The sequence below is a fragment of the Kitasatospora sp. NPDC048365 genome (assembly GCF_043200835.1).
Taxonomy (GTDB): domain Bacteria; phylum Actinomycetota; class Actinomycetes; order Streptomycetales; family Streptomycetaceae; genus Kitasatospora; species Kitasatospora terrestris.
In genome coordinates, this window is record NZ_JBICYJ010000035.1 from 33,250 (window position 1) to 57,132 (window position 23,883).

The following is a 23,883-nucleotide window of genomic DNA, read 5'->3' on the forward strand; positions in this document are numbered from 1 at the left end:
TCCCCGTGTGCGTGCTCAACCAACAGGCGACAAGGTTCAGTTAGTCAGAGCGTTCGATCGTATCGCTTAACAGGCACTTACTCATACACCGTCAGCGCTGCTGCTGGTTCCCACCCTGACCATACGGGTTCTGGTAGGGGTTGGGCTGTGGCTGCTGCGGGTTCTGCGGCGGGTAACCAGGCGGCGGGGCCTGGTTGCCGTACGGCTGCTGCTGGGCCGGCGGCCAGCCGGGAGCGGCGCCGTACGGAGGCTGCTGGGGCTGCCCGTACGGCGGAGCCGGGGGCGCGGGCGGGCGGCGACGGTTCTTGGTCGCGACGACGACGATGGCGATGAGGACCACCAGAAGAAGAACGATCCCCATGACGATCGTTCCGGGACTGATGCCACCGCTGGAGCCGGACTTGCTGCCCGGCGCCGCACCCGGAAGCGTCGGAAGATCGGAGTTCTGGCCCGCCCCACTCGGGGTGGCGGCCCCGGCCGACGCAGTCGAGCCGGCGCTCTTGGCGAGCGGCCCCTGCGCCGACCCGGCCGGAATGTCCATGGTCAGCGCCTCGTACGGGCGGAGGATGCCGTACCCGTAATGCGGGTCCGGCAGCTTGGCCCCCTGGAGCGCTCCCGGAACCTTCGCCGACTTCACCAGACGGTTGGCCACTTGACCGGCCGTCAGCTGAGGAAACTTGGCCCTGATCAACGCGGCGGCGGCAGAGACGTAGGCGGTCGAGTCGGAAGTACCGTCGGCCACGCAGTACAGACCGCCCGAGCAGTCTCCCGCGGTCACCATTCGCACTCCGGGCGCGGAGAGCAGAACCTGCGGACCGTAGTTCGACTTCGACCAGGCCGCGTCGCTCTTGTCGGTCGCCCCGACCGCGAGGACACCAGCCTCGTTGGCGGGGTTGTGAAGCACGTTCCTGCCGTCGTTGCCGGCCGAGGCGACAACGAGGACGTCGCGCTGGGCCGCGTACGCGAGCGCCTCGGTCAGGGCCGGCTCGCTACCTGCCGGGACGTACCCACCCTGGGAGACATTGATGATCTTCGCGCCGTGGTCGACAGCCCACCGGATTCCCTGGGGGAACACGCTCCGCCCTTGTGAATCCTGCTTGTAGATCGGAAGGATCTTCGCCCCCGGCGCAAGCCCGACAACTCCCTCGCCGTTGCCGTGCCCGTGACCGGCGATCTCGGCGGCCATGCCAGTGCCGTGCGAATCGGCGGGCTTCTGGGCGAGGCCCTTGCCGCTGAGGTCGAAACCGGGGAGGACCTGACCCGCAAGATCCGGGTGGGAGGCGTCGACTCCCTCGTCGAGGACCGCGACGATGACACCGTCGCCCTTGCTGACGCTCCACACCTTGCTGACGTCGTAGTAGGTGTTCACCCACTGCCCGTCACGGACCTGGTCCGCCGTGGCCAGGGGGGCAGCGGTGAGCAGCAGTGCGCCCGCCAAGGTCGTTGCGCCGAGTGCGCGCATGGCTTTGGTCAGCGTCATCAGTTCCCCGTCGGTCGAGTGCCGCAGCCCGTTCGTTCTCGCAGTGCCCCCCGCGTGGCAGGCCGTTCGATGGTATCTCCCGACTGCCTGTCATGCGCAGGGCCCATGGCTTTCGGCCCGTCAGGTGAGGACGGTGGCGTCCTCGGGCTGGATGGGGAGGCGGCCGACGGGGAGGCCGGTGGCGGCGCGGACGGCGGCGGCGACGGCGGTGGGGGCGACGACGGCGGGGGCGGCGCTGACGGCTTTGGCGCCGAAGGAGGCGACGACGTCGCGTTCTTCGATGAGGGCGGCGATGCGGATGTCGGGGGTGTCGAGGGAGGTGGGGAGGCGGTAGCCGGTGAGGGAGGGGTTGACGGGGATGCCGCCCTCGGTGCGCAGGTCTTCGAAGAGGGCGAGGCCGACGCCCTGGGCGACGGCGGCTTCGATGCGGTCCTCGATCTGGCGGGGGTTCAGGGCGCGGCCGACGTCCTGGGCGACGGTCATGTCGACGACGCGGACGGTGCCGAGTTCGATGTCGACGTCGACGACGGCGCGCATGGCGCAGTAGGCGATGGAGACGAAGGCGTCGCCCTGGCCGTTCTCGTCGAGGGGTTCGGTGGGGTGGGGGCGGCACTGGGCGGTGGCCCAGAGTTCGCGGCCTTCGAGGGCCTGGCTGACGGGCATGCCGAGGACGCCGTCGTACGAGGTGATCTTGCCGTCGGCGATGGTGAGGAGTTCGACGGACATGCCGAAGTCGGCGGCGATGGGCTGCAGCATCTGGTGGCGGACCATCAGTGCGGCGCGTTCGACGGCGCCGCCGGAGACCCAGGTGTGCCGGCCGCGGGCGGAGGGTCCGGCGGCGGACTGGTCGCTGTCGACGGGGGCGATGTAGACCTCGGAGACGCCGAGCACGGACTGGACGATCTGCCGGGCGAGGGTGGCGAAGCCCTGTCCGGAGTCGACGGCGGCGCAGATGACGGTGGCGTGGTCGCCGCTGACCCGGACGGTCGCGGTGGCGACCTCGTCCTCGCCCTCGGCGCCGAGCATGTGCACCATGCCGACGGCGTAGCCGATGCCGCGGCGGACGGCTGCGGGGTCGCCGGCGCCGCCGGGGCCGCCGGGGAGCAGCCAGTCGGCTTCGGGTTCGTCGAGCGGGAGGGCGGGCAGCGGGGAGTCGGCGAGGGCGTCGAGCAGGGCGCCGACGGGGGCGGGGCAGGTGACGGCCTGGCCGGTGGGCAGCGGGTCGCCGGTGGCCATGGCGTTGCGGCGGCGGATCTCCATCGGGTCGATCCCGACCCGGGCCGCGAGCTGGTCCATCTGCGACTCGTAGGCGAAGCAGGCCTGGAGGGCTCCTTCGCCGCGCATCCGTCCGGCGGGCGGGTTGTTGGTGCGCACGGCCCAGGCCTCGACGAAGACGTTGGGGCAGACGTACGGGCCGGCGGAGAAGGCGACGGCGGCGGCCAGGGCCTCGGCGGAGACGTCGGCGTAGGCGCCGCCGTCGAGCAGGATCTGCGCCTCGACCTTGACCAGGCGGCCCTCGGCGTCGGCGTGGTGGCGGTAGCGCAGCAGTGCGGGGTGGCGCGAGACGTGGGTCTGGAAGGACTCCTCGCGGGTGAGGGTCATCTTCACGGGGCGGCCGGTGCGCAGCGCGAGGAGGGCGAGGACGACCTGGAAGGAGAGGTCCTCGCGGTCGGCGGTGGCGCCGGGGACGCCGGTGACGACCGTCCGGACCCGGTCGGGTTCGAGGCCGAGGCAGGCGGCGGTGCGGTCGCGGTCGCCGTGCGGGTCGGTGGTGGAGAGGTGGAGTTCGACGCCGCCGTCGGGGCGGGGGACGGCGAGGCCGGCTTCGGCACCGATCGGGGCGGGGTCCTGGCGGCCGACCTGGTAGAGGCCCTCGACGATGATCTCGCCGACCGCGTCGGGGTCGCCGCTGCGCAGCGGGAGGTGGCGGAAGAGGTTGCCGTCGGGGTGCAGCGGCGGGGCGTTGAACGCGGCCTCGGGATCGGTGACGGCTTCCAGCGGCTCGTACTCGACGACGATGGAGGCGGCGGCGAGCCGGGCGGTGTCGGGGTGGTCGGCGGCGACGGCGGCGACGGGTTCGCCGTGGTGGCGGACGACGCCGGCGGCGAGCACGGGGCGGTCGGCGACGACCGGGCCGGCGGGCGCGCCGTCGGGGGTGCCGTCGGGGCCGGGCGGCAGGTCGGCGGCGGTGACCACGGCGTGCACGCCGGGGACGGCGAGCGCGGCGGAGGTGTCGACGGAGACGATCCGGGCGTGCGGGTACGGGGAGCGCAGCACCGCGCCCCAGAGGAGTCCCTCGGCCCACAGGTCGGCGGCGTACGGGTAGATGCCGAGCGCCTTGGGCAGGGCGTCGGTGCGCAGCGGCGAGCTGCCGAGGCCGAAGGGTTCGGTCGGCTCCGCGGGGCCGGCGGCCGGGACCTCGGTGGCCGGGAGCTCGGTGGCGGAGGTCATGCGTTCTCGTCCTCGGGGAGCCGGATGCCGTGGGCGGGGGTGGCGCCGTCGTAGCCGTAGGGCACGCCGGGCACGCCGGGGCCGCCGTGCTGCGGGTCGTAGCCGGGGGCGCCGTACGCCGTGCCGTCCTCGTACACGCTGCCGTGGCCGGCGGCGGTGCCGTGCGGCGGGGTGGGGATGTACGGGGTGCCGTGGGCGGGGGTGCCGTCGTGCGGGTGGCCGTCGTGGGCGGTGCCGTGCGCGGGGGTGGCCTCGTAGCCGCCGCCCTGGTAGCCGGCGGTCTCGTAGCCGGCCGGGTCGTAGCCGCCCTGGTGGCCGTGGGCCGGGTAGCCGCCCTGGTAGGGCACCTGGAAGGTGCCGGTGTCGTAGCCCTCGGCCTGTGCCGGCACGCCGTGCGCCGGTACGCCGTGCGCCGGCACGCCCTGCGAAGGGATGCCCTGACCGGGGACGCCCTGACCGGGGACGCCCTGCGCGGGGATGCCCTGGCCGGGGACGCCCTGCGGCGGCAGGGTGCGGAAGGTGCCGGTGTCGTAGCCCGCGGCGGCGTCGTCGTACCCGGGGTAGGGCGCGTAGCCGGGCCCGCCGGCGGGCTCGTAGACGCCGGTCTGGTGGGTGGTGGTGGCGGCGCCGGAGAGGCCGGCCAGCACCTCGTCCGGGACGACCCCGCCGACCGCGGCGGCGGTGGGCGCGGCGGGCACCTCGGCCTCGTGCCAGAGCTCGGCGTCGGCGTAGAGCGGCAGTTCGCCGGCGAGCGGCAGGTCGGCGGCGGACTGCGCGGTGGCCACGGCGGCGGCGAGTGCGTCCCGGTCGGTTCCGGTGGCCGGGGCCGCCGCGGGGGCGTCGCCGTCCCCGGCGGGCGGGGCCGCGGCGCGGGCCGCGTCCTCGGCGGCGGCCAGCTCGGCCTCCAGCTCGGCCTCGCGGGCCTCGGCGACGGTCTGGACGGCGGCGAGCACGCCGCGGTAGCCGGTGCAGCGGCAGAGGTTGCCGCACAGCGCCTGGCGGGCCTCGACCTCGCTCGGCCGGTGGTTGCGCTGCAGCAGGTCGTGGACGGCCATCGCGAGGCCGGGGGTGCAGTACCCGCACTGCACGGCGCCGGAGTCGGCGAGCGCCTGCTGGACGTCGCTGGCGCCGTCCGGTCCGGACAGGCCCTCGACGGTGGCGATCTCGCTGTCCGCGGCGAGCGCGGCGGGGACCAGGCAGCCGGCCACCAGCTGCCCGTCGACCTGCACCGAGCAGGCACCGCACTCGCCCTGCTCGCAGCCGTCCTTGGCGCCGGCCAGGCCGAGCCGCTCGCGCAGCACGTAGAGCAGGCTCTCGCCGATCCAGGCGTCGGTGACCGGCCGCTCGAAGCCGTTGACGCGCAGCGTGTACGAGGCGGTGGGGCGTACGTCGCCCACCGGACCACCGTGTCCGTGGTCGTGCCCACTCACGAGTTCGTCCGTCACTTCAGTGCCCTTCCCAGTGCCCGGCGGGCCAGCACCGATACGGTACGCCGCAGTCGGGCGGCTGCCGAGCCCGGCCCCTCGTCGCCGGCGCCGCTCTCGGGGACGCAGGCGCCCGCCACGTACTCGCCGAAGGCCACGAGCGCGGCGGGGTCGATCAGTGCGGCGCCCTCCTCGCCCCGGGAGTCCCAGTCGATGCAGCCGCCGACCCAGGCCTCGGCCTCCAGCGGGCGCAGCGGTACGGGGGCGACGGCGCCGACCGCGCAGCGCACGGCGCGCCGGGCGGGGTCGAGGACCAGGGCGACCGAGGCGGTGGCGCGGGCCGGGCCGCTGCGGCCGCCGGCCTTGAGGAAGACCTGGGGGGCGTGCAGCAGCGGCACGCGCACCCAGGTGAGCAGTTCGCCGGGGCGCAGCGGGTCGAGCCCGGTGAGCAGGTGGCTGATCGGGACCTCGCGGGTGCCGCCGGCCCGGGCGAGGGTGGCGGTGGCCTCCAGGGCGGCGAGCACGGGCAGGGTGTCGCCGGTGGGGGCGGCGGTGGCGATGTTGCCGCCGAGGGTGCCGACGTTGCGCACCTGCGGGGGTCCGGCGGTGCGGGCGGCGTCGGCGAGGGCGGGGATGAGCGCGGCGAAGTCGGGCCGGTCCATCCGGGCGTGGGTGAGACCGGCGCCGAGGACGGCGGTGCCGCCGTCCTCGTAGCGCCAGCCGCGGAGTTCGGTGATCCGGCCGAGGCCGATCAGGGCGGCGGGTCGCAGCCGCCCGGCGTTGACGGCTTCCATGAGGTCGGTGGCACCCGCCACCGGCACCGCGCCCGGGGTGGCCGCCAGCGCCTCGACGGCCTCGTCGACCGAGGTCGGCAGCATGATCGTCCGGTTCACCTGGATTCCACCGTGCTCCATTTGCAGTGCGGCTTCGCCCGTAGGGTACGGGCGATCGGTGCGGGTTGGGCAACTGTGGCACACAATGCCCGCTGATCACTTCCCGGGGCTCGGACAGTAATGCACAAGTCAGGACAACTCCGGGCGCAAAAGCGGCCAAGCCGTTGTACGGGTGATCGGCCACCCATTCGATCTTGACGAGGCGGCTCCGCCCGGAGTTCCCGAGGGGTCACCGAGGGTCACTCGGGACGGTTGTCGTTCGGTCGGCCGAGCACCCCGGGGCGGCGCTGCCAGGGGCGCGGACCCTCCGGCCGGCGGTACTCGACGCCGAGCGCGTCGAGGCGCCCGTAGTGGGCGGCCATCCGCTGCTCGAAGCCGGCCCAGTCGCGGGCTGCGGGCTCGCGCGGCAGGTCGGACCAGGCGACCTCGGCGAAGGCGGCGAGCCGCGGGAAGGCCCGGTAGTCGACGTCCCGGGCGTCGTCCATGAACTCGGTCCAGATGTTGGCCTGGGTGCCGATCACCCGGGCCGCCGCCGCCTCGTCGAGCACCGGCGGCACCGGCTCGAAGCGGTAGACGTCCTCCAGGGTGCGCACCCAGCCGACCGGGATCGGCTCGTCCTCGCCGCCGGCCTGCCGGTGGTCGAGGTAGACGTGCTGCTCGGGGCACATCACCACGTCGTGCCCGGCCTTCGCGGCGGCCACCCCGCCCTCGTAGCCGCGCCAGCTGGACACCGCCGCGCCGGGGGCGAGGCCGCCCTCCAGGATCTCGTCCCAGCCGATCAGCCGGCGGCCGCGCTCGGCCAGCCAGCGGTCGAAGTGCCGGATGAACCAGCTCTGCAGCTCGTCCTCGCCGGCCAGGCCCAGCTCCTCGATCCGGGCCTGGGCGGCCGGGCTGGCCTTCCACTGGTCCTTGGGGCACTCGTCGCCGCCGAGGTGGACGAAGGTGGAGGGGAAGATCTCCAGCACCTCCTCCAGCACCTCCTCGACGAAGCGCAGGGTGGCGTCGGAGACGTTCAGCACGTTCTCGCAGACGCCCCAGTCGGTCCACACGCCGAGCGCGGCGGTGTCCACCACGTCGGTGTTGCCGAGCTCGGGGTAGGCGGCGATGGCGGCCTGCATGTGGCCGGGCACGTCGATCTCGGGGACGACGGTGATGTGCCGCTCGGCGGCGTACGCGACGATCTCGCGCAGGTCGTCCTGGGTGTAGTAGCCGCCGTGCGGGCGGTCGTCGCGCCGGTCGGCGGCGCGGAAGCCGACCATCGAGCGCTCCCGCCAGGAGCCGACCTCGGTGAGCCGCGGGTGGCGCCGGATCTCGATCCGCCAGCCCTGGTCGTCGGTGAGGTGCAGGTGCAGCACGTTCAGCTTGTGCGCGGCGAGCTGGTCGAGGAAGCGCAGCACGTCCGCCTTGGGCAGGAAGTGCCGGGAGACGTCCAGCAGGGCGCCGCGCCAGCCGAACCGCGGCCGGTCCTCGATCCGCACCGCCGGGACCCGCCACTCGGCGCCGGGCAGCGGGGCCCTGCGGTAGGCCGCGGGGCCGAGCAGCTGGCGGAGCGTCTGCCCGGCGTGCGCGAGGCCTGGCCCGCCGCCCGCAGTCAGCCGCACGCCCTCGGCGTCGGCCTCGATCCGGTACTCCTCGGCGCCGAGCGCCGGGTCGAGCTCCAGCGCGATCGCGCCCTCGGGGGCGGCGGCCGGGGGGAGGTCGAGGCCGGTGGCCGGGCCCAGCTCGGCGCGCAGCCGGCGGGCGGCCCGCTCCGTGCCGGGGGCGGCGTGCAGGCCGGTGTCCGGCCGCAGCTCGAAGGCGCCCTCACCGGCGCGGAAACGGGACGGGGCAGGGATGAGATCCATACGGCTCATCCTGCCCCGGTCACCCCGGATTGGCATAGACCACTGCACGCGCGGCCCCTGCCGACCGGGTCACTTCTTGTCGTCGCCGCCCTGGTCGGGGTTGTTGAGCCCCTCGTAGATCTCCTTGCACATCGGGCAGACCGGGTACTTCTTCGGGTCGCGCCCGGGCACCCAGACCTTGCCGCACAGCGCCACCACCGGAGAGCCCGACAGGGCGCTCTCCATGATCTTGTCCTTCTGGACGTAGTGCGCGTAGCGCTCGTGGTCGCCGTCGCCGTGCGAGGTCTGCGGGACGGGCTCGACCAGGGTGCCGGTGCCGAGACCGCGCTCGGGCTCAAGAGTGCTCATGGGTGCCAAGTCTATGGGGGCCGCCGAGAACCGGGCCAGTGTCGCCCGGGCGGCCCGCCGGGGCGGCGGTCAGTTCATCGTGGGGTCGTCGGGGTAGGTCGCCAGCATCGCCAGCGGCCCGCGCTGGCGGCGCAGCACCGAGCGCCACAGCCGGTCCGGGTCGGGGCAGAACACGTCGCCGGGCTCCGCGTCGACCAGGTACCAGGCGCCCTCCTCGATCTCGCTCTCCAACTGCCCGGGCGACCAGCCCGAGTAGCCGGCGAACACCCGCAGGCCCCCCAGCTCCCCCGCCAGCACCTCCGGCGGTGCCTCCAGGTCGACCAGCCCGAGCGCCCCGTGCACCCGCCGCCAGCCGAGCGGTTCGACGTGACCCTCCTCACCCGGGACCAGCGCCACCGCCAGCGCCGAGTCCAGCGCCACCGGGCCGCCCTGGAAGACCACCGCGGGCAGCCCGGCCAGCTCCGCCCAGCCGTCCAGCACGGCGGCGATCTCGACCGGCGTCGGCCGGTTCAGCACCACCCCGAGGGCACCCTGCGCGTCGTGGTCGAGCAGCAGTACCACGGCCCGGGCGAAGTTCGGGTCGGTGAGCACGGGCGTCGCGACGAGCAGGCGGCCGGTGTGCGAGAGGGCCGGGGTCATGCCTGCAATGATCCCCCAGGACACGCTGCAACGGGTGTCCAACACGAAACCCACCCATGCCCCGTCCGGCCCCCGGTGGGGCCACTCGTCCGGCCCAATCACCGGGCCCGGAGGCGCCCCCGGGCCCATGATCACCAATAGGGCACACGGGAACCAATCGCCCACCCTCTACCATCTATGGGTGGTGAGAGGCTTTTCCCTCCACCCCGCAGCCGAAAACCCCCCCTGCGCACCCGGATTGCGAGAACGATGACCGACGACGTCCTGCTGGTTCACGGCGGAAACCCGCTCGAAGGCGAGATCCAGATCCGCGGTGCCAAGAACCTGGTCCCCAAGGCCATGGTCGCCGCACTGCTCGGCCAGGGCCCCAGCAGACTGCGCAACGTGCCCGACATCCGGGACGTCAAGGTCGTCCGCGGCCTGCTGCAGCTGCACGGGGTCACCGTGCGCACCGGCGACGAGGCCGGCGAGCTGATCCTCGACCCCTCCCACGTGGAGAGCGCGAACGTCGCCGACATCGACGCGCACGCCGGCTCCTCGCGGATCCCGATCCTGTTCTGCGGCCCGCTGCTGCACCGCATCGGCCACGCCTTCATCCCGGGCCTCGGCGGCTGCGACATCGGCGGCCGCCCGGTCGACTTCCACTTCGAGGTGCTGCGCCAGTTCGGCGCCACCATCGAGAAGCACCCGCAGGGCACCTACCTGGTCGCCCCGCAGCGGCTGCGCGGCACCAAGATCGAGCTGCCCTACCCCTCGGTCGGCGCGACCGAGCAGGTGCTGCTCACCGCGGTGCTCGCCGAGGGCGTCACCGAGCTGCGCAACGCGGCCATCGAGCCGGAGATCGTCGACCTGATCTGCGTCCTGCAGAAGATGGGCGCGATCATCTCGCTGGGCACCGACCGCACCATCCTGATCACCGGTGTGGACGAGCTCGGCGGCTACAACCACAAGGCGCTCCCGGACCGCCTGGAGGCGGCCTCCTGGGCCTGCGCCGCGCTGGCCACCCGCGGTGACATCTACGTCCGCGGCGCCGAGCAGATCCCGATGATGACCTTCCTGAACACCTTCCGGAAGGTCGGCGGCGCCTACGAGATCGACGACGAGGGCATCCGCTTCTGGCACCCGGGCGGCGAGCTCAAGGCGATCGCCCTGGAGACCGACGTGCACCCCGGTTTCCAGACCGACTGGCAGCAGCCGCTGGTGGTCGCGCTGACCCAGGCCACCGGCCTGTCGATCGTGCACGAGACGGTGTACGAGTCGCGGCTCGGCTTCACCGGCGCGCTGAACCAGATGGGCGCGCACATCCAGCTCTACCGCGAGTGCCTGGGCGGCACCCCCTGCCGCTTCGGCGCCCGCAACTTCAAGCACTCCGCGGTGGTCTCCGGCCCGTCCAAGCTGATCGGCGGCGAGCTGATCATCCCGGACCTGCGCGGCGGCTTCTCGTACCTGATCGCGGCGCTGGCGGCCGAGGGCACCTCGACCGTGCACGGCATCGACCTGATCAACCGCGGCTACGAGAACTTCATGGACAAGCTGCGCGACCTGGGCGCGCACATCGAGCTGCCGGCCGAGGCCGAGGAGCTCGTCACCGTCTGAGACGGTGCCCGGAACGACCGGTGGCCGGTCTCCCCGAGGGGAGACCGGCCACCGTCGTGTTCGGCGCTCAGAGACGCGTCACTTGCCCTTGGCGGCTTCCTTGAGCTTCGAGCCGGCGCTGACCTTGACGCTGTAGCCGGCCGCGATCTGGATCGGCTCGCCGGTCTGCGGGTTGCGGGCGGTGCGGGCGGCGCGGAGGGTGCGCTCGAAGGTCAGGAAACCGGGGATGGTGACCTTCTCGTCGCCCTTGGCGACGACCTCGCCGGTGATCTCGGCGAAGGCGGCCAGCACCGCGTCGGCGTCCTTGCGGGTCACCTCGGCGCGCTCGGCCAGAGCGGCCACCAGCTCACTGCGGTTCATGTGTACTCCTGTGGTCTGTTGCTATGCCGTGCACGGAGGCGTGGGCCGGTCCGTACACGTTGCTCATTCAGGCGAGGGGTGGTCAGGGGCCGGGCTCACACCACGAAGCGCCGCAAACTGCCCGCCTGGGTACGAATCCTGCCCCGACCGGCACTGAGAAAGCCAATCGGCCCCCGGCGTGGTTGACCCGAACAGCGCCCGCCCGCCGGAGGTGTGACGCTCCGTCGGCTCCGGAGGGACCGGATCGGGCGGATGTCGAGCCGACACGCCGCGCGACACGGGGGGACGTACCGTACTTGTCGGACACGCCACCCCGTCGCAGGGCTACCGTACGCCCTGGCACCGACAAGCCCAAACACGCCCCTTCCCCTTGTGTCGCAAGGGCGAGGGGCGGTTTACTCAGCCGGGCCGTCGAACCTACAGCTGAACGGCCGGGAACGAGGTGGTGTCCAGCGTGCCGACGATGCCCGGAGTCGGCTTCGCCGGGGCGGCCTCGGCACCGCCGCGGGCGGCGACCGCCGCGTCCCGGACGGCGGCCGCGACGGTCTTGGCGACGTCCGGGTGGAAGACGCTGGGGATGATGTAGTTCGGGTTCAACTGGTCGTCGCCGACGGTGGTGGCCAGGGCCCGGGCCGCGGCCAGCATCATGTCGGTGTTCACCGTGTGGCTCTGGGCGTCCAGCAGGCCGCGGAAGACGCCGGGGAAGACCAGCACGTTGTTGATCTGGTTCGGGAAGTCGCTGCGGCCGGTGGCGACCACCGCGGCGGTCTGCCGGGCGATCGCCGGGTCGACCTCCGGGTCGGGGTTTGCCAGTGCGAAGACGATCGCGTCCTTCGCCATGGTGGCCAGGTCGTCGCCGTCCAGCACGTTCGGCGCGGAGACGCCGATGAAGACGTCGGCGCCGGCCACGGCCTCCTTGAGGCTGCCGGTGCGGCCCGAGCGGTTGGTGTTCTCGGCGATCCAGCGCAGGCTGTCGTTGAGGTCGTCCCGGCCCTCGTGGACCACGCCGCGGACGTCCGCCACGGTGGCGTGCCGCACCCCGGCCGCCATCAGCAGCTTGAGGATCGCGGTACCGGCCGCGCCGGCGCCGGACATCACCACGCGGATCTCGGCGATCTCCTTGCCGACCACCTTCAGCGCGTTCATCAGCGCGGCCAGCACCACGATCGCGGTGCCGTGCTGGTCGTCGTGGAAGACCGGGATGTCCAGCGCCTCGCGCAGCCGGGCCTCGATCTCGAAGCAGCGCGGCGCGGAGATGTCCTCCAGGTTGATGCCGGCGAAGCCCGGGGCGATCGCCTTCACGATCGCCACGATCTCGTCCGCGTCCTGGGTGTCCAGGCAGATCGGCCACGCGTCGATGCCCGCGAAGCGCTTGAACAGGGCCGCCTTGCCCTCCATCACCGGCAGCGCGGCCTTCGGGCCGATGTTGCCGAGGCCGAGCACCGCGGAGCCGTCGGTGACCACGGCGACGCTGTTGCGCTTGATGGTGAGGCGGCGGGCGTCCTCGGGGTTCTCGGCGATCGCCATGCAGACCCGGGCGACACCCGGGGTGTAGATCATCGAGAGGTCGTCGCGGTTGCGGATCGGCAACTTCGAGGACATCTCGATCTTGCCGCCGAGGTGCATCAGGAAGGTGCGGTCCGAGACCTTGCCGATGGCCACGCCGTCGATCGCGCGCAGCTTCTCGACGATCTCCTCGCCGTGCGCCACCGAGGTGGCGGCGACCGTGACGTCGATCCGCAGCGCCTCCAGGCCGGAGGCGGTGACGTCGAGACCGGTGACCGAACCGCCGGAGGACTCGACGGCCGTGGTGATCGAGCTCACGGCGTTTCCGGTGGCCGGGACCTCCAGCCGCACCGTGATCGAGTTGCTGACACTGGGCACCGTCGCCATCGACGTCCTTCTTCCTGATTCAACATTCTGTTGAAGCTCGTTCACGCGGCATGCTAGACCTCGATCGTCGCACCTACCAGGGGGTAGCCAGAAATAACGTTCATTGAGTGTGCGGAGTCGACAACGCTCCTTGCCCCTCAGCGGCGATGCGTTACATTGGACAAGGCACCGGCTCGATCCAAGCCCCCGGGCCCAACCTTCGTCCCTTCGAGGGACCACTTGCCGCGAGGCGAGCATGGCGGGTCGGTGTCATAGCGTGCGGAAGGCCCCTCACCTGGTGGTGAGGGGCCTTCTCGCGTCCGCCGGCTAGTGCAGCAGCGCCGGGACGCCGGCCGCGTCCGGCAGGTCGTCGGGGCCGGACAGGACGGTCAGGCGCTGGGTGGCGCGGGTCAGCGCCACGTACAGCACCCGCAGGCCCGCCTCCGACTCGCCCGCGATCCCGGTCGGGTCGGCGACCACCGTGGCGTCGTACTCCAGGCCCTTGGCCTCCAGGCTGCCCAGCGCCACCACCCGCTCGCCCAGGCCCTCGGCCCAGGCCGCCGCCTCGGCCCGGCGGTCCATCGGCACCACGACCGCCACGGTGCCCTCCACCTCGCCCAGCAGGCGCTCCAGCTCCACCCGGGCCGCCTTGGCGAACGCCTCCGGCTCGGGGTCGGTCACCGCGGCGAAGCGCGGCACCGCGCCGGTCGAGCGGACCGCGCTCGGCGAGGGCGTGCCCGGCGCCGCCAGCGCCAGCACCTTGGCCGCCACCTCGGCGATCTCCGCCGGGTTGCGGTAGTTCACGGTCAGCGTGTGCCGACGGCGCGGCTTGCCGGCCAGCACCTCGTCCATCGCCGCCTGCGCCTCCTGCGGGAACGGCCAGGAGGACTGCGCCGGGTCGCCGACGATCGTCCAGGTCGCCGTCCGCGAACGGCGGCCGATCATCCGCCACTGCATCGGGGTGAGGTCCTGCGCCTCGTCCACGATCACGTGCGCGTACTCGCGGCGCTCCTCCACCACCCGCTCGCGCTGCTGCCGGTACGCCCGCTCGCCGTAGGTGGTGACCTCCTCCAGACCGGTCAGCAGGTCCATCGCGTCCACCTCGCGGACCTTCGGCCGGGCCGGCTCGCCGAGCAGCAGCTGCAGCTCGTCCACCAGCGCCACGTCGTGCGCCGACAGCTCGCCCTCGCCCTTGTCGTTCAGGTGCCGCCAGGAGGCGCCCAGCAGACGGGCCTCCTCCGGGGTGACCGCGCGGCGGGCGATCCGGTTGGTGTGCCGGTGGCTGCGCAGCGTCGCCAGCACCCGGCGCGGGGTCACGGCCGGCCACCAGGCGTCCAGGAAGTCCAGGAAGGCCTGCTCGTCGCTGACGTACTCGTCGAAGGACTCGCGCTCGTCCTGGCGCTGCTCGCGCTCGGCGTGGGTCTGCGGCTTGGGCAGGTTGCGGGTCAGCTCCGACCACAGCGCGTCCAGCAGCAGCCGGCGGGCACGCGGGCGGAGCAGGTTGAGCGGGGTGCCGCCGCCGCCGACGACGTTGCCGCGCACCGCCTTCAGCCGGCTGGCGTCCAGCCGCAGCGCCTCGCCGCGGGCGAAGACCCTCAGCTCGGTCGGCGCGTGCAGCTCGACGGCGGCGCGGGCGGCCCGGCGCAGCAGCTGGACCATCCGGCCCGAGCCCTTGACCCGGGCGGTCTCCGGGGTGTCGTACCGGGTCGCCTCGATCCCGTCCACCAGCGAGCCGACGGCGCGGATCGCCACCTGCCCCTCCTCGCCGAGCGAGGGCAGCACGCCCTCGGTGTAGGAGACCAGCAGCGGGGTCGGGCTGACCACCAGGATGCCGCCCGCGTAGCGGCGGCGGTCCTGGTAGAGCAGGAACGCGGCGCGGTGCAGCGCGACCGCGGTCTTGCCGGTGCCGGGGCCGCCGGTGACCAGGGTGGCGCCCGCCGCGGCGGCGCGGATCACCTCGTCCTGCTCCTTCTGGATGGAGGAGACGATGTCGCGCATCGAGTGGCTGCGGGCCCGGCCGAGGGACGCCATCAGGGCGCCGTCGCCGACCACCGGCAGCTCCTCGCCGTTCAGGGTCGGGGCGAGGTCGGGGCGCAGCAGGTCGTCCTCGACGCCGATCACCTTGCGGCCCTTGGAGCGGATCACCCGGCGGCGGATCACCCGGCCGGGCTCCAGCGGCGTCGAACGGTAGAACGGGGCGGCGGCCGGGGCCCGCCAGTCGATCACCAGCGGGCCGAACTCGGCGTCCAGCACGCCGAGCCGGCCGATGTGCAGGGTCTCCGCGACGGCCGGGTCGGCCGGGTCGAGCGGGGTCTGCGAGGGGATGCCGTGCTCCTCCGGGGCGTCCGCCCGCTGGAGGTCGATCCGGCCGAACAGGAAGTCCTCGAACTCGTTGTTCAGCCGCTGCAGGTGCGCGCCCGCCCGGTAGACCTGCGCGTCGCGCTCGGCGAGTGCGCCCGGCGTACCGACCTGCACGCGCTTGGCGGCGTCCTCCAGGATGTACTCCGCCTCGGCGAGCTTCTCCTCCAGCCGCCGGTAGACGGTGTCGAGGTGCTGCTGCTCACCCGCGATCTCGCGGTCGCGGATGGTGTCGGTGGTGCGCGCTCCCAAGGGGACCCCAGTGGTGCGAGGAACGAAAAAGGCGGACGGATGATCCTACACGCCTGGGGAGGGCCGTCAGGAGCGCACCGACGGGGTTCCTAGTAGCTTCCGGGTTCCGCCACCGGTTCGACGGCGAGGCGGTAGCCGCGTTTGACGACGGTGGCGATCAGGCGGGGGGTGCCGAGGGCGGCGCGCAGGCGGGCCATCGCGGTCTCGACGGCGTGCTCGTCGTCGCCGCTGCCGGGCAGCGCGCGCAGCAGCTCGGCGCGCGGGACGACCCAGCCGGGGCGGCGGGCCAGCGCCCGGAGCAGGGCCATCCCGGCTGGCGGGACGGGCCGCAGCTCGCCGTCGACCAGGGCGGCCTGCCCGCGCAGCTCCAGGGCGTGCCCGGCAACGGCGAGGCGCCGGGCCCGGTCGGGCAGCTGCGCGGTGAGGGTCTGCACCATGGCGCCGAGCCGCATCCGCTCGGGCCACACGGTGGGGACGTCCTGCTCCTCCAGCGGCGCGGCGGTGACCGGGCCGACGCACACCGGCAGCACGTCGCGGCGCAGCGCGTGCAGCAGCTCGGCGGTCAGGCCGCGCTGCTCGGCCCGTTCCAGCAGGCTGATCGCGGCGGGCGCGCTGGTGAAGGTGACGGCGTCCAGCGAGCCGTTGCAGACGGCGTCGAGCAGCCGGTCGAGCGGGCCGAGGTCGGCGGGCGGCAGCCACCGGTAGACGGGGACCTCGACGATCTCCGCGCCGGCGGCGACGAGCGATTCGATGAAGCCGCGCAGCGGGGCGCCGTGCAGCTGGACGGCGATCCGGCGGCCGTCGACGCCCTGCTCCAGCAGGCGCTCCAGCACCTCGGCGGAGGACTCGGACTCCGGCGACCACTCCTCGCGCAGGCCGGCGGCGCGGATCGCGCCCTTGGCCTTGGGGCCGCGGGCGAGCACGGTGGCCTTGGCCAGGGTGGCGATCAGGTCGTCGCCGAGGCCCCAGCCTTCGGCGGCCTCGACCCAGCCGCGGAAGCCGATGCCGGTGGTGGCGACGGCGATGTCCGGCGGGTCGGCGACCAGGGCGCGGGTGGCGGCGAGCAGGTCGGAGTCGTCGGCGAGCGGCACGATCCGCAGGGCGGGTGCGCGGACGACGGTGGCGCCGCGGCGTTGCAGCAGGGCGGTGAGTTCGTCGGCGCGGCGGGCGGCGGTGATTCCGATGGTCCAGCCGGAGAGCGGCGGGGCGGACTCGGTCGGCTGGTCGGTCGGTTCGGCCATGACTGAGTTGTCCTTCGGGCGGCGCGACCCCGCCGAGGGCGGCTCGACGGCGGGGCTTGGGTGGGTGGACGGCCATCGTCCCGGGTTGCGATCACACCCCCGGGTCGGTCCGATTACCGGCGTGTTTCGCCAGGTCGGGCCCGCCCCGGGGGTGGCGGTGCGTCAGGACCCGTTCAGACCTGGGCGAGCGCCGGGGTGCGCTCGGCGGCCGGGGCGGCGGCGGGACGGCGCAGGTAGACCACGCCGGTGAGGACGAAGCAGACGGCGTACGCGGCGAGGAAGGAGACGAACGCGGGGGTGCCGGACTTCGCGACCAGGAAGGACTGCCGGAAGGCGAGGTTGATGAAGAGCCCGCCCAGGGCGCCGACCGCGCCGATCACGCCGATCGCCGCGCCGGACATCTTCCGCGACCAAGCGGCGGCGTCCTCGGTGCTCTCCCCGGCGGCGATCCGGTCCTGCGCCTTGGCGTCGAAGATGCCGGGGATCATCTTGTAGGTGGAGCCGTTGCCGATGCCGGCGAAGACGAACAGTCCGATGAACCCGGTCAGGAAGATCGGCAGCGACTTCACCGAGGAGGCGTAGGTGACCACGCCGGCGGCGGCGGCCATGGCGACGAAGTTCCAGAAGGTGATCCGGGCGCCGCCCCAGCGGTCGGCCAGCCAGCCGCCGACCGGGCGGATCAGCGAGCCGAGCAGCGGGCCGATGAAGGTGAGCTGCGCGGCCTGCAGCGGGGTGCGGCCGAACTGGTTCTGCAGCACCAGGCCGAAAGCGAAGGAGAAGCCGATGAAGCTGCCGAAGGTGCCGATGTAGAGCACCGACATCAGCCAGGTGTGCTTCTCCCGGACGATCGCCGCGAGCGAGCCGGTGTCGGCCTTCATCGGCGCCAGGTTGTCCATGAACAGCGCGGCGCAGGTCGCCGAGACGACGATCAGCGGGATGTAGATGCCGAGCACCAGCCGCGGCGAGTTCGCCCCGGCCCAGGTGATCACGGCGAGCGCGATCAGCTGGATCACCGGAACGCCGATGTTGCCGCCGCCCGCGTTCAGGCCGAGCGCCCAGCCCTTGCGGCGCATCGGGAAGTAGGCGTTGATGTTGGTCATCGAGGAGGCGAAGTTGCCGCCGCCGACGCCGGTCAGCGCGGCGACCACCATGAACGTGGTGTACGAGGTGCCGGGGTGCATCACGTACGCCGCCGCGATCGCCGGCACCAGCAGCATCAGCGCGGCGATCACCGTCCAGTTGCGGCCGCCGAACCGGGCCACCGCGACCGTGTACGGGATCCGGACGAAGGCGCCGACCAGGGTCGGCATCGCGACCAGGAAGAACTTTCCGGCCGGGTCGATGCCGTACGGCTTGCCCATGAAGAGCACCATCACCGACCAGAGGCTCCAGATCGAGAAGCCGATGTGTTCGGAGAAGATCGAGAAGATCAGGTTCCGGTTGGCGATCTTCTTTCCGGTGCGCTCCCAGAAGGAGACGTTCTCCGGGTCCCACTCCTGGATCCAGCGACTGCCCGTTCTGGCCTGCGTGGCTGTGCTCATCGGTACTCCCCTTGCCTTCCGATGCCCTGTGGTGAAGACGCTAGGGAGCGCCGGTTTCCGGCTCCGCTGAGTCCTGTGAAGGCTGCGGAACCGACCTCTCACCCGGCGACGGGCCCCGGTGTGAGGCCCCGGAAACGCAAGAGAGCCGCCCTCCGGGAAGGAGGACGGCTCTGCATGCACATGGGGTGGTGGAGATGCCGGGAATCGAACCCGGGTCCAATGGAGTGGATTCAGGACTTCTCCGAGCGCAGTCCGCTGTGATTTTCTCGGCCCTGGCAGTCACGCGGACAAGCCGCCAACAGGCCCAGCTACTGTTTGATTTCCCCAACACCCCCGCAGCCGGGGTGGCAGGTTGAGTCCCCTAGATTATGCCAGGATCCGGGTCGGGAACGCCCCGGGCTGACACCCATTACTCGCTACGATCAGGCAGCGAGGGCGAAAGACGCCTGGGAATCGCGCTTAGAGTTGGCGATTATTTTTTTGCGACAGATGGTTAACGAGATCATTGCCGCGTTCCTCGGCTCGCTTCTCCTGTTTCGACTACCACTGTCGAAACCGATCATCCCCATGTTGATTTAACAAGTAGCACCGGAGAGCCGGGGCCCTCCGGTTGTGCTGCCCACATGGTACGCGCCGTGACCGGCGAGCGCCAAGCAGATTAACGCTGGCGCCGCCGGGCGGCGGCCACCGCGCGGTCCGACTCGCGCTTGTCCTGCTGCTCGCGCAGGGTCTGCCGCTTGTCGTACAGCTTCTTGCCGACCGCGAGCGCCAGCTCGATCTTGGCCCGGCCGTCCTTGAAGTACAGCGAGAGCGGCACCAAGGTGTGGCCGGTCTCCTTGACCTTGGACTCGATCTTGCGGATCTCCATCTTGTGCAGCAGCAGCTTGCGCTTGCGCCGCGCCGAGTGGTTGGTCCACGTCCCCTGGGTGTACTCGGGGATGAAGACGTTGTCGATCCACGCCTCGCCGCCCTGGACGTACGCGTAGCCGTCCACCAGGTTGGCGCGGCCCTCGCGGAGCGACTTCACCTCGGTACCGGTCAGCACCATGCCGCACTCGTAGGTGTCCAGGATGGTGTACTCGTGCCGCGCCTTCTTGTTCTGCGCGACCAGCTTCTTACCCGTTTCCTTTGCCATAGCGCTGGCCATTCTCGCATCTCGACCGGGCGGAGGGCAGTCCCTTTAACCGCGCGCCCGCAGTCCGGCCAGGACCTGCAGGGCCAGCTCGGCCGCGTCGCCGCCGGCGGGGGCCGGGACGTCGGGGAGCAGGCCGACGCCGTCGGGGGTGTGGCCCGAGGGGGTCGACCAGCGGCCGACGGTGAGCTCCACCACGGAGCCGTCGGCGAGGCGGTTGGGCTGCTGGACGCTGCCCTTGCCGAAGGTGCGGGTGCCCACCAGAACGGCGCGGCAGCGGTCCTGCAGCGCACCGGCCAGCAGTTCGGCGGAGCTCATGGTGCCGCCGTCGACCAGGACGACCAGCGGCGTCGCGGTGTCCCCGCCGGGCGCCGCGGTCAGCTCGCGGGTCTCGCCGTGCTCCTGGTACGAGGCGACCGGCCCGCCGTCGAGGAAGAGCGAGGCGGTGGCGACCGCCTCCTCGACCAGGCCGCCGGAGCTGCCGCGCAGGTCGAGCACCAGGCCCTGGCTGCCCCGGGCGGCCTCCCGGACCTGCGCGGCGACGCCCTCGGTGAAGGCGTGCACCGCGATCCGCACCACGCCGGGCCGCACCCGGTCGACCTCGACCTCGCGGGCGGCCAGCACGGCCCTGGTGAGCACCACGTCGCGCACCGGCCCGTCGGCCCGCTGCACCGAGAGCGCCACGGGCGTGCCGGCCCGCTGCCCGCGCAGGCGGGCGACCACGTCGGTGACGGGAAGTTGGTCGGCGGGGACGCCGTCGATGTGCAGCAGCCGGTCGCCGGCCGCGATGCCGGCCTCGGCCGCCGGGCCGCCGGGGACCACGGCGGAGACCGCGGTGGTGGTGCCGTTGCGGCCGACCGAGAGGCCGACGCCCAGGTAGCGGCCGCCGGTGAGGTCGGCGTACTCCTCGGGGCTCAGGTAAGCCGCCCAGCGGTCGCCGCTCTCGCCGACCAGCCGCTCGGCCTGGGCCGGGGAGAGGTCGGCACCGTCCAGGTCGCGGGCGGTCAGCCGGGCGCTCTCCGAGGAGGACTGCCAGGGGGCCGGCGAGGCCTCGCCCCACGCGCCGGCCGCCGCCCCGGCGAGCAGCACGGCACCGAACAGGACGGCCAAGGTGGCCCCCTGTCGTACCCGCTGTGCTGTCGGCATGGCAGGAGTCTAGGCCGCCGGGAGTCTCCCGGCGGCCGAACCCCGTGACGAGCCGTCAGACCTTGAGGTACTTGCGCAGGGTGAAGAAGGCCGCGATGCCGGCCATGCCCATACCCACCACGACCAGCAGCGGGATCACGGTCAGCACCGAGGACAGGCCGATGAAGTGGATGAACAGCACCTTCTTGGCCAGCCAGCCGTGGACGAAGAAGTGTCCGCCCAGCAGCAGCACCGAGGCCAGCGCCGCGCCCAGCAGTGCCGCGAACGCCGCCTCGGCGATGAACGGCATCTGCACGTAGAAGTTGGACGCGCCGACCAGGCGCATGATGCCGGTCTCGCGCCGCCTGCTGAACGCCGACACCCGGACGGTGTTGACGATCAGCAGCAGGGCGACGAAGAGCATCAGCACCATGATCACGAACGCCGCGGTCTGCAGACCGTTCAGCAGGCCGAAGAGGTTCTCCAGGATCTTGCGCTGGTCCTCGACCGACTTCACGCCGGGCTTGCCGGCGAAGGCGCTCTGGATCACGTCGTACTTGGTCGGGTCGTGGAGCTTGACCCGCCAGGACTGCGGCATCGCCTCGGCACCCACCGCGGCGAGCAGCGGGTTGTCCGGGTTGGTCTGCTTGAAGCGCTGGTACGCCTCGGCGGAGCTCTCGTAGGTGTAGTTCTCCACCAGGTCCATCTTGGCCAGGGCGTCCTTGACGTCCGCGACCTGCTGGTCCGTGGCGGCACCCGCCGCGCACTGCGCGGACTGCTTGTCCGACTTGGTGCAGAAGTAGATGCTCACCTCGACCTTGTCGTACCAGTACCCCTTCATGGAGTTGACCTGGTCGCGCACGAGCAGCGAGGCACCTGCGAGGGCGAGCGAGAGCGCGACACTGACGACGACGGCGATGGTCATCGTCAGGTTGCGGCGGAGACCGACGCCGATCTCCGACAGAACGAACTGGGCGCGCATGCTTCTCTCTCTAGCTCTGGTAGCCGTAGACGCCGCGGGCCTGGTCACGGACCAGCAGACCCTTGTCGAGCTCGATGACGCGCTTGCGCATCTGGTCGACGATCGCCTGGTCGTGGGTGGCCATCAGGACCGTCGTCCCGGTGCGGTTGATCCGGTCCAGCAGCTTCATGATGCCGACCGAGTTCTGCGGGTCGAGGTTACCGGTGGGCTCGTCGGCGATCAGCAGCATCGGACGGTTCACGAAGGCGCGGGCGATGGCCACGCGCTGCTGCTCACCACCCGAGAGCTCGCCGGGCATCCGGTCCTCCTTGCCGCCGAGGCCGACCAGGTCGAGCACCTCGGGCACCACCTTGTTGATGGCGCTCTTCGGCTTGCCGATCACCTCGAGGGCGAACGCGACGTTCTGGCCGACGGTCTTGTTCGGCAGCAGGCGGAAGTCCTGGAAGACGGTGCCCAGCTGGCGGCGCATGTGCGGCACCTTCCAGTTGGACAGCTTGCCCAGGTCCTTGCCGAGCACGTGGACCGCGCCGGTGGAGGGCCGCTCCTCGCGCAGGCACAGGCGGAGGAACGTGGACTTGCCCGAGCCGGAGGAGCCGACCAGGAAGACGAACTCGCCCTTCTCGATCTCCAGCGAGACGTTGTCCAGGGCCGGACGGTTCTGCTTGGGATAGGTCTTGGAGACGTTGTCGAATCTGATCACGGCTGCATCACGGAGGCCATCCTAGGTGGAGCGGAGTCAGTGACCTTACGCGATGCCCACGAACACCCGCAGTCCGCGAGCCGCTACCGACCGTGGTTTCGTCTGTTGCGGATCCGTTCTGCCCGCAAAATTGCGAGCTACGTCACAGACCGACCACCCTTCCCCTCCGGGAGCCGAAGGGTTCGGAACCTGGCAGAGTGGAGAGAGTCGGAACCAAAGCCGCCCCCGGCGCGTTGGCTGTAGCAGCAAGGAGGAGATCGCATGACCTGCGACCATCTGGTGTGCGCCAACTGCAACGGCCGCGTGAGTGACGGCCGGTGCCCGGTCTGCCGCGCCAACCGAGCCCGACTGCAGGAGCAGCAGGGCCCGTTCGCCGCGCTCAACCCCGCGCTGCTGCTCGGCCTGATCGCGGCCGCGCTGCTGACGCTGGTCGTCCTGGCCGTCCGCTGACCCCACGCACCACCCCGCACACGGAGAAGGCCCCGGAGCTCACGCTCCGGGGCCTCATTTCCTATGTTCAGCTGTTCGCGGTCTCGCGCTGCTTGCGCCAGCGGATGCCGGCTTCGATGAAGCCGTCGATGTCGCCGTCCAGCACGCCCTGCGGGTTGCCGACCTCGAACTCGGTCCGCAGGTCCTTGACCATCTGGTACGGGTGCAGGACGTAGGAGCGCATCTGGTTGCCCCAGGACGAGCCGCCGTCCTTGAGCGCGTCCATCGCGGCGCGCTCCTCCTGGCGGCGCCGCTCCAGCAGCTTGGCCTGGAGGACGTTCATCGCCGAGGCCTTGTTCTGGATCTGCGAGCGCTCGTTCTGGCAGGAGACCACGATGCCGGTGGGCAGGTGGGTGATGCGCACCGCGGAGTCGGTGGTGTTGACGCCCTGGCCGCCGGGGCCGGAGGCGCGGTAGACGTCCACCCGCAGCTCGCCCTCGTCGATGTCGACGTGGTCGGAGGTCTCGACGACGGGGAGGACCTCGACGCCGGCGAAGGAGGTCTGCCGGCGGCCCTGGTTGTCGAAGGGCGAGATGCGCACCAGGCGGTGGGTGCCCTGCTCGACGGAGAGGGTGCCGTAGGCGTACGGCGCCTTGACGGTGAAGGTCGCGGACTTGATGCCGGCCTCTTCCGCGTACGAGGTGTCGTAGACCTCGGTCGGGTACCCGTGCCGCTCGGCCCAGCGCAGGTACATGCGCATCAGCTGCTCGGCGAAGTCGGCGGCGTCCACGCCGCCCGCCTCGGCGCGGATGTTGACGAGCGCCTCGCGGGCGTCGTACTCGCCGGACAGGAGGGTGCGGACCTCGAGCTCCTCGACGGCCTTCTTGACGGACGTCAGCTCGACCTCGGCCTCGGCGCGGGTGTCCGCGTCGTCCTCGGCCTCGGCCAGCTCGAACAGGACGCCCAGGTCGTCGACCCGGCCGCGCAGGGTCTCGAACTTGCGCAGCTCGCCCTGGAGGAAGGAGAGCCGGCTGGTGACCTTCTGCGCGTTGGCGACGTCGTCCCAGAGGGTCGGGGCGGCTGCCTCCTCCTCCAGGGTCGCGATGTCGGCCCGGATCTTGTCCAGGTCGAGGACGGCCTCGATCGACCCCATGGTCGTCTCGAGGGACTTGAGCTCTTCGGAAGGATCGACGGCTGCCACACATCAAGCCTAATG

Annotated in this window: 19 protein-coding genes and 1 other RNA gene; 2 read left to right on the forward strand and 18 right to left on the reverse strand. The window is 72.2% G+C overall.

Features of this window, described 5'->3' with window-relative positions; translation table 11 throughout:
- Positions 1-91: 91 nt before the first annotated feature.
- The 7 genes from ACGFX4_RS29665 to ACGFX4_RS29695 all read right to left on the reverse strand — a co-directional run bounded on the left by ACGFX4_RS29665 (position 92) and on the right by ACGFX4_RS29695 (position 9,088).
- On the reverse strand, positions 92-1,480 hold the full coding sequence (locus tag ACGFX4_RS29665; RefSeq protein ID WP_393080677.1) for a S8 family serine peptidase: 1,389 nt from the start codon (positions 1,478-1,480) through the stop codon (positions 92-94).
- A gap of 120 nt (positions 1,481-1,600) precedes the next feature.
- Positions 1,601-3,931 (reverse strand): xanthine dehydrogenase family protein molybdopterin-binding subunit, encoded by a 2,331-nt coding sequence (locus ACGFX4_RS29670; protein WP_393080680.1) that lies wholly within the window; start codon positions 3,929-3,931, stop codon positions 1,601-1,603.
- Entirely contained in the window at positions 3,928-5,328 is a 1,401-nt protein-coding gene (locus tag ACGFX4_RS29675; RefSeq protein ID WP_393080683.1) for a 2Fe-2S iron-sulfur cluster-binding protein, read from the reverse strand. Before ACGFX4_RS29675 ends, ACGFX4_RS29670 begins: the two co-directional genes overlap by 4 nt.
- 44 nt (positions 5,329-5,372) lie before the next feature.
- Entirely contained in the window at positions 5,373-6,269 is an 897-nt protein-coding gene (locus ACGFX4_RS29680; protein WP_393080686.1) for an FAD binding domain-containing protein, read from the reverse strand.
- 218 nt (positions 6,270-6,487) lie between these two features.
- Entirely contained in the window at positions 6,488-8,092 is a 1,605-nt protein-coding gene (locus ACGFX4_RS29685) for a beta-N-acetylhexosaminidase (protein WP_393080688.1), read from the reverse strand.
- Positions 8,093-8,161: 69 nt separating this feature from the next.
- The gene (locus ACGFX4_RS29690) at positions 8,162-8,440 is read right to left on the reverse strand and encodes a DUF3039 domain-containing protein (protein ID WP_345697347.1); all 279 of its coding nucleotides are present in this window, start codon (positions 8,438-8,440) and stop codon (positions 8,162-8,164) included.
- Positions 8,441-8,509: 69 nt separating this feature from the next.
- A complete protein-coding gene (locus ACGFX4_RS29695) occupies positions 8,510-9,088 on the reverse strand; it encodes a YqgE/AlgH family protein (RefSeq protein WP_345701852.1) in 579 nt (192 codons plus the stop codon).
- A 240-nt stretch (positions 9,089-9,328) separates the two neighbouring features.
- Here ACGFX4_RS29695 and murA point away from each other — a divergent pair, with 240 nt between their 5' ends.
- A complete protein-coding gene (gene murA / locus ACGFX4_RS29700; protein ID WP_345697348.1) occupies positions 9,329-10,675 on the forward strand; it encodes a UDP-N-acetylglucosamine 1-carboxyvinyltransferase in 1,347 nt (448 codons plus the stop codon).
- A gap of 78 nt (positions 10,676-10,753) precedes the next feature.
- Here the strand turns inward: murA and ACGFX4_RS29705 are convergent, their stop codons facing one another.
- From ACGFX4_RS29705 to ftsE, 10 genes are all read right to left on the reverse strand, one after another.
- Entirely contained in the window at positions 10,754-11,035 is a 282-nt protein-coding gene (locus ACGFX4_RS29705; protein ID WP_253797902.1) for an HU family DNA-binding protein, read from the reverse strand.
- Positions 11,036-11,452: 417 nt separating this feature from the next.
- Entirely contained in the window at positions 11,453-12,928 is a 1,476-nt protein-coding gene (locus tag ACGFX4_RS29710) for an NAD-dependent malic enzyme (protein ID WP_393080691.1), read from the reverse strand.
- Between the two features lie 306 nt (positions 12,929-13,234).
- Entirely contained in the window at positions 13,235-15,517 is a 2,283-nt protein-coding gene (locus ACGFX4_RS29715; RefSeq protein ID WP_393080693.1) for a HelD family protein, read from the reverse strand.
- An 89-nt stretch (positions 15,518-15,606) separates the two neighbouring features.
- Positions 15,607-16,758 carry a uroporphyrinogen-III synthase gene (locus ACGFX4_RS29720; protein ID WP_393080695.1) on the reverse strand — a complete coding sequence of 384 codons (1,152 nt, stop codon included), beginning with the start codon at positions 16,756-16,758 and terminating at the stop codon, positions 15,607-15,609.
- A gap of 173 nt (positions 16,759-16,931) precedes the next feature.
- Entirely contained in the window at positions 16,932-18,299 is a 1,368-nt protein-coding gene (locus ACGFX4_RS29725) for a nitrate/nitrite transporter (RefSeq protein ID WP_393080698.1), read from the reverse strand.
- 186 nt (positions 18,300-18,485) lie between these two features.
- Positions 18,486-18,866, reverse strand: a transfer-messenger RNA (tmRNA) gene (gene ssrA / locus ACGFX4_RS29730).
- Positions 18,867-18,957: 91 nt separating this feature from the next.
- Complete coding sequence (gene smpB, locus ACGFX4_RS29735; RefSeq protein ID WP_345697353.1) at positions 18,958-19,434, reverse strand: SsrA-binding protein SmpB; 477 nt, start codon at positions 19,432-19,434, stop codon at positions 18,958-18,960.
- A gap of 45 nt (positions 19,435-19,479) precedes the next feature.
- Positions 19,480-20,577, reverse strand: a complete 1,098-nt coding sequence (locus tag ACGFX4_RS29740) for a S41 family peptidase (protein WP_393080700.1) — start codon at positions 20,575-20,577, stop codon at positions 19,480-19,482.
- A gap of 55 nt (positions 20,578-20,632) precedes the next feature.
- Positions 20,633-21,538 carry a permease-like cell division protein FtsX gene (gene ftsX / locus ACGFX4_RS29745; RefSeq protein WP_345697355.1) on the reverse strand — a complete coding sequence of 302 codons (906 nt, stop codon included), beginning with the start codon at positions 21,536-21,538 and terminating at the stop codon, positions 20,633-20,635.
- A gap of 10 nt (positions 21,539-21,548) precedes the next feature.
- A complete protein-coding gene (ftsE, locus tag ACGFX4_RS29750) occupies positions 21,549-22,238 on the reverse strand; it encodes a cell division ATP-binding protein FtsE (protein ID WP_035863161.1) in 690 nt (229 codons plus the stop codon).
- A 261-nt stretch (positions 22,239-22,499) separates the two neighbouring features.
- On the opposite strand from ftsE, the gene ACGFX4_RS29755 reads away from it, so the two are divergent.
- A complete protein-coding gene (locus ACGFX4_RS29755) occupies positions 22,500-22,688 on the forward strand; it encodes a hypothetical protein (RefSeq protein WP_393080703.1) in 189 nt (62 codons plus the stop codon).
- A 67-nt stretch (positions 22,689-22,755) separates the two neighbouring features.
- Here ACGFX4_RS29755 and prfB read toward each other — a convergent pair whose 3' ends face one another.
- Positions 22,756-23,868, reverse strand: a complete 1,113-nt coding sequence (prfB, locus tag ACGFX4_RS29760) for a peptide chain release factor 2 (protein WP_393080705.1) — start codon at positions 23,866-23,868, stop codon at positions 22,756-22,758.
- Between the last annotated feature and the right edge of the window lie 15 nt (positions 23,869-23,883).

What these genes read in the sequence shown, in the direction of transcription:
- ftsX (WP_345697355.1), bottom strand. Translation starts at nt 21,538, where the DNA reads ATGCGCGCCCAGTTCGTTCTGTCGGAGATCGGCGTCGGTCTCCGCCGC.
- ACGFX4_RS29755 (WP_393080703.1), top strand. Translation starts at nt 22,500, where the DNA reads ATGACCTGCGACCATCTGGTGTGCGCCAACTGCAACGGCCGCGTGAGT.
- ACGFX4_RS29685 (WP_393080688.1), bottom strand. Translation starts at nt 8,092, where the DNA reads ATGGATCTCATCCCTGCCCCGTCCCGTTTCCGCGCCGGTGAGGGCGCC.
- smpB (WP_345697353.1), bottom strand. Translation starts at nt 19,434, where the DNA reads ATGGCAAAGGAAACGGGTAAGAAGCTGGTCGCGCAGAACAAGAAGGCG.
- ACGFX4_RS29705 (WP_253797902.1), bottom strand. Translation starts at nt 11,035, where the DNA reads ATGAACCGCAGTGAGCTGGTGGCCGCTCTGGCCGAGCGCGCCGAGGTG.
- ACGFX4_RS29720 (WP_393080695.1), bottom strand. Translation starts at nt 16,758, where the DNA reads ATGGCCGAACCGACCGACCAGCCGACCGAGTCCGCCCCGCCGCTCTCC.
- ACGFX4_RS29710 (WP_393080691.1), bottom strand. Translation starts at nt 12,928, where the DNA reads ATGGCGACGGTGCCCAGTGTCAGCAACTCGATCACGGTGCGGCTGGAG.
- ACGFX4_RS29680 (WP_393080686.1), bottom strand. Translation starts at nt 6,269, where the DNA reads ATGGAGCACGGTGGAATCCAGGTGAACCGGACGATCATGCTGCCGACC.
- ACGFX4_RS29725 (WP_393080698.1), bottom strand. Translation starts at nt 18,299, where the DNA reads ATGAGCACAGCCACGCAGGCCAGAACGGGCAGTCGCTGGATCCAGGAG.
- ACGFX4_RS29670 (WP_393080680.1), bottom strand. Translation starts at nt 3,931, where the DNA reads ATGACCTCCGCCACCGAGCTCCCGGCCACCGAGGTCCCGGCCGCCGGC.
- murA (WP_345697348.1), top strand. Translation starts at nt 9,329, where the DNA reads ATGACCGACGACGTCCTGCTGGTTCACGGCGGAAACCCGCTCGAAGGC.
- ACGFX4_RS29740 (WP_393080700.1), bottom strand. Translation starts at nt 20,577, where the DNA reads ATGCCGACAGCACAGCGGGTACGACAGGGGGCCACCTTGGCCGTCCTG.
- ACGFX4_RS29665 (WP_393080677.1), bottom strand. Translation starts at nt 1,480, where the DNA reads ATGACGCTGACCAAAGCCATGCGCGCACTCGGCGCAACGACCTTGGCG.
- ACGFX4_RS29690 (WP_345697347.1), bottom strand. Translation starts at nt 8,440, where the DNA reads ATGAGCACTCTTGAGCCCGAGCGCGGTCTCGGCACCGGCACCCTGGTC.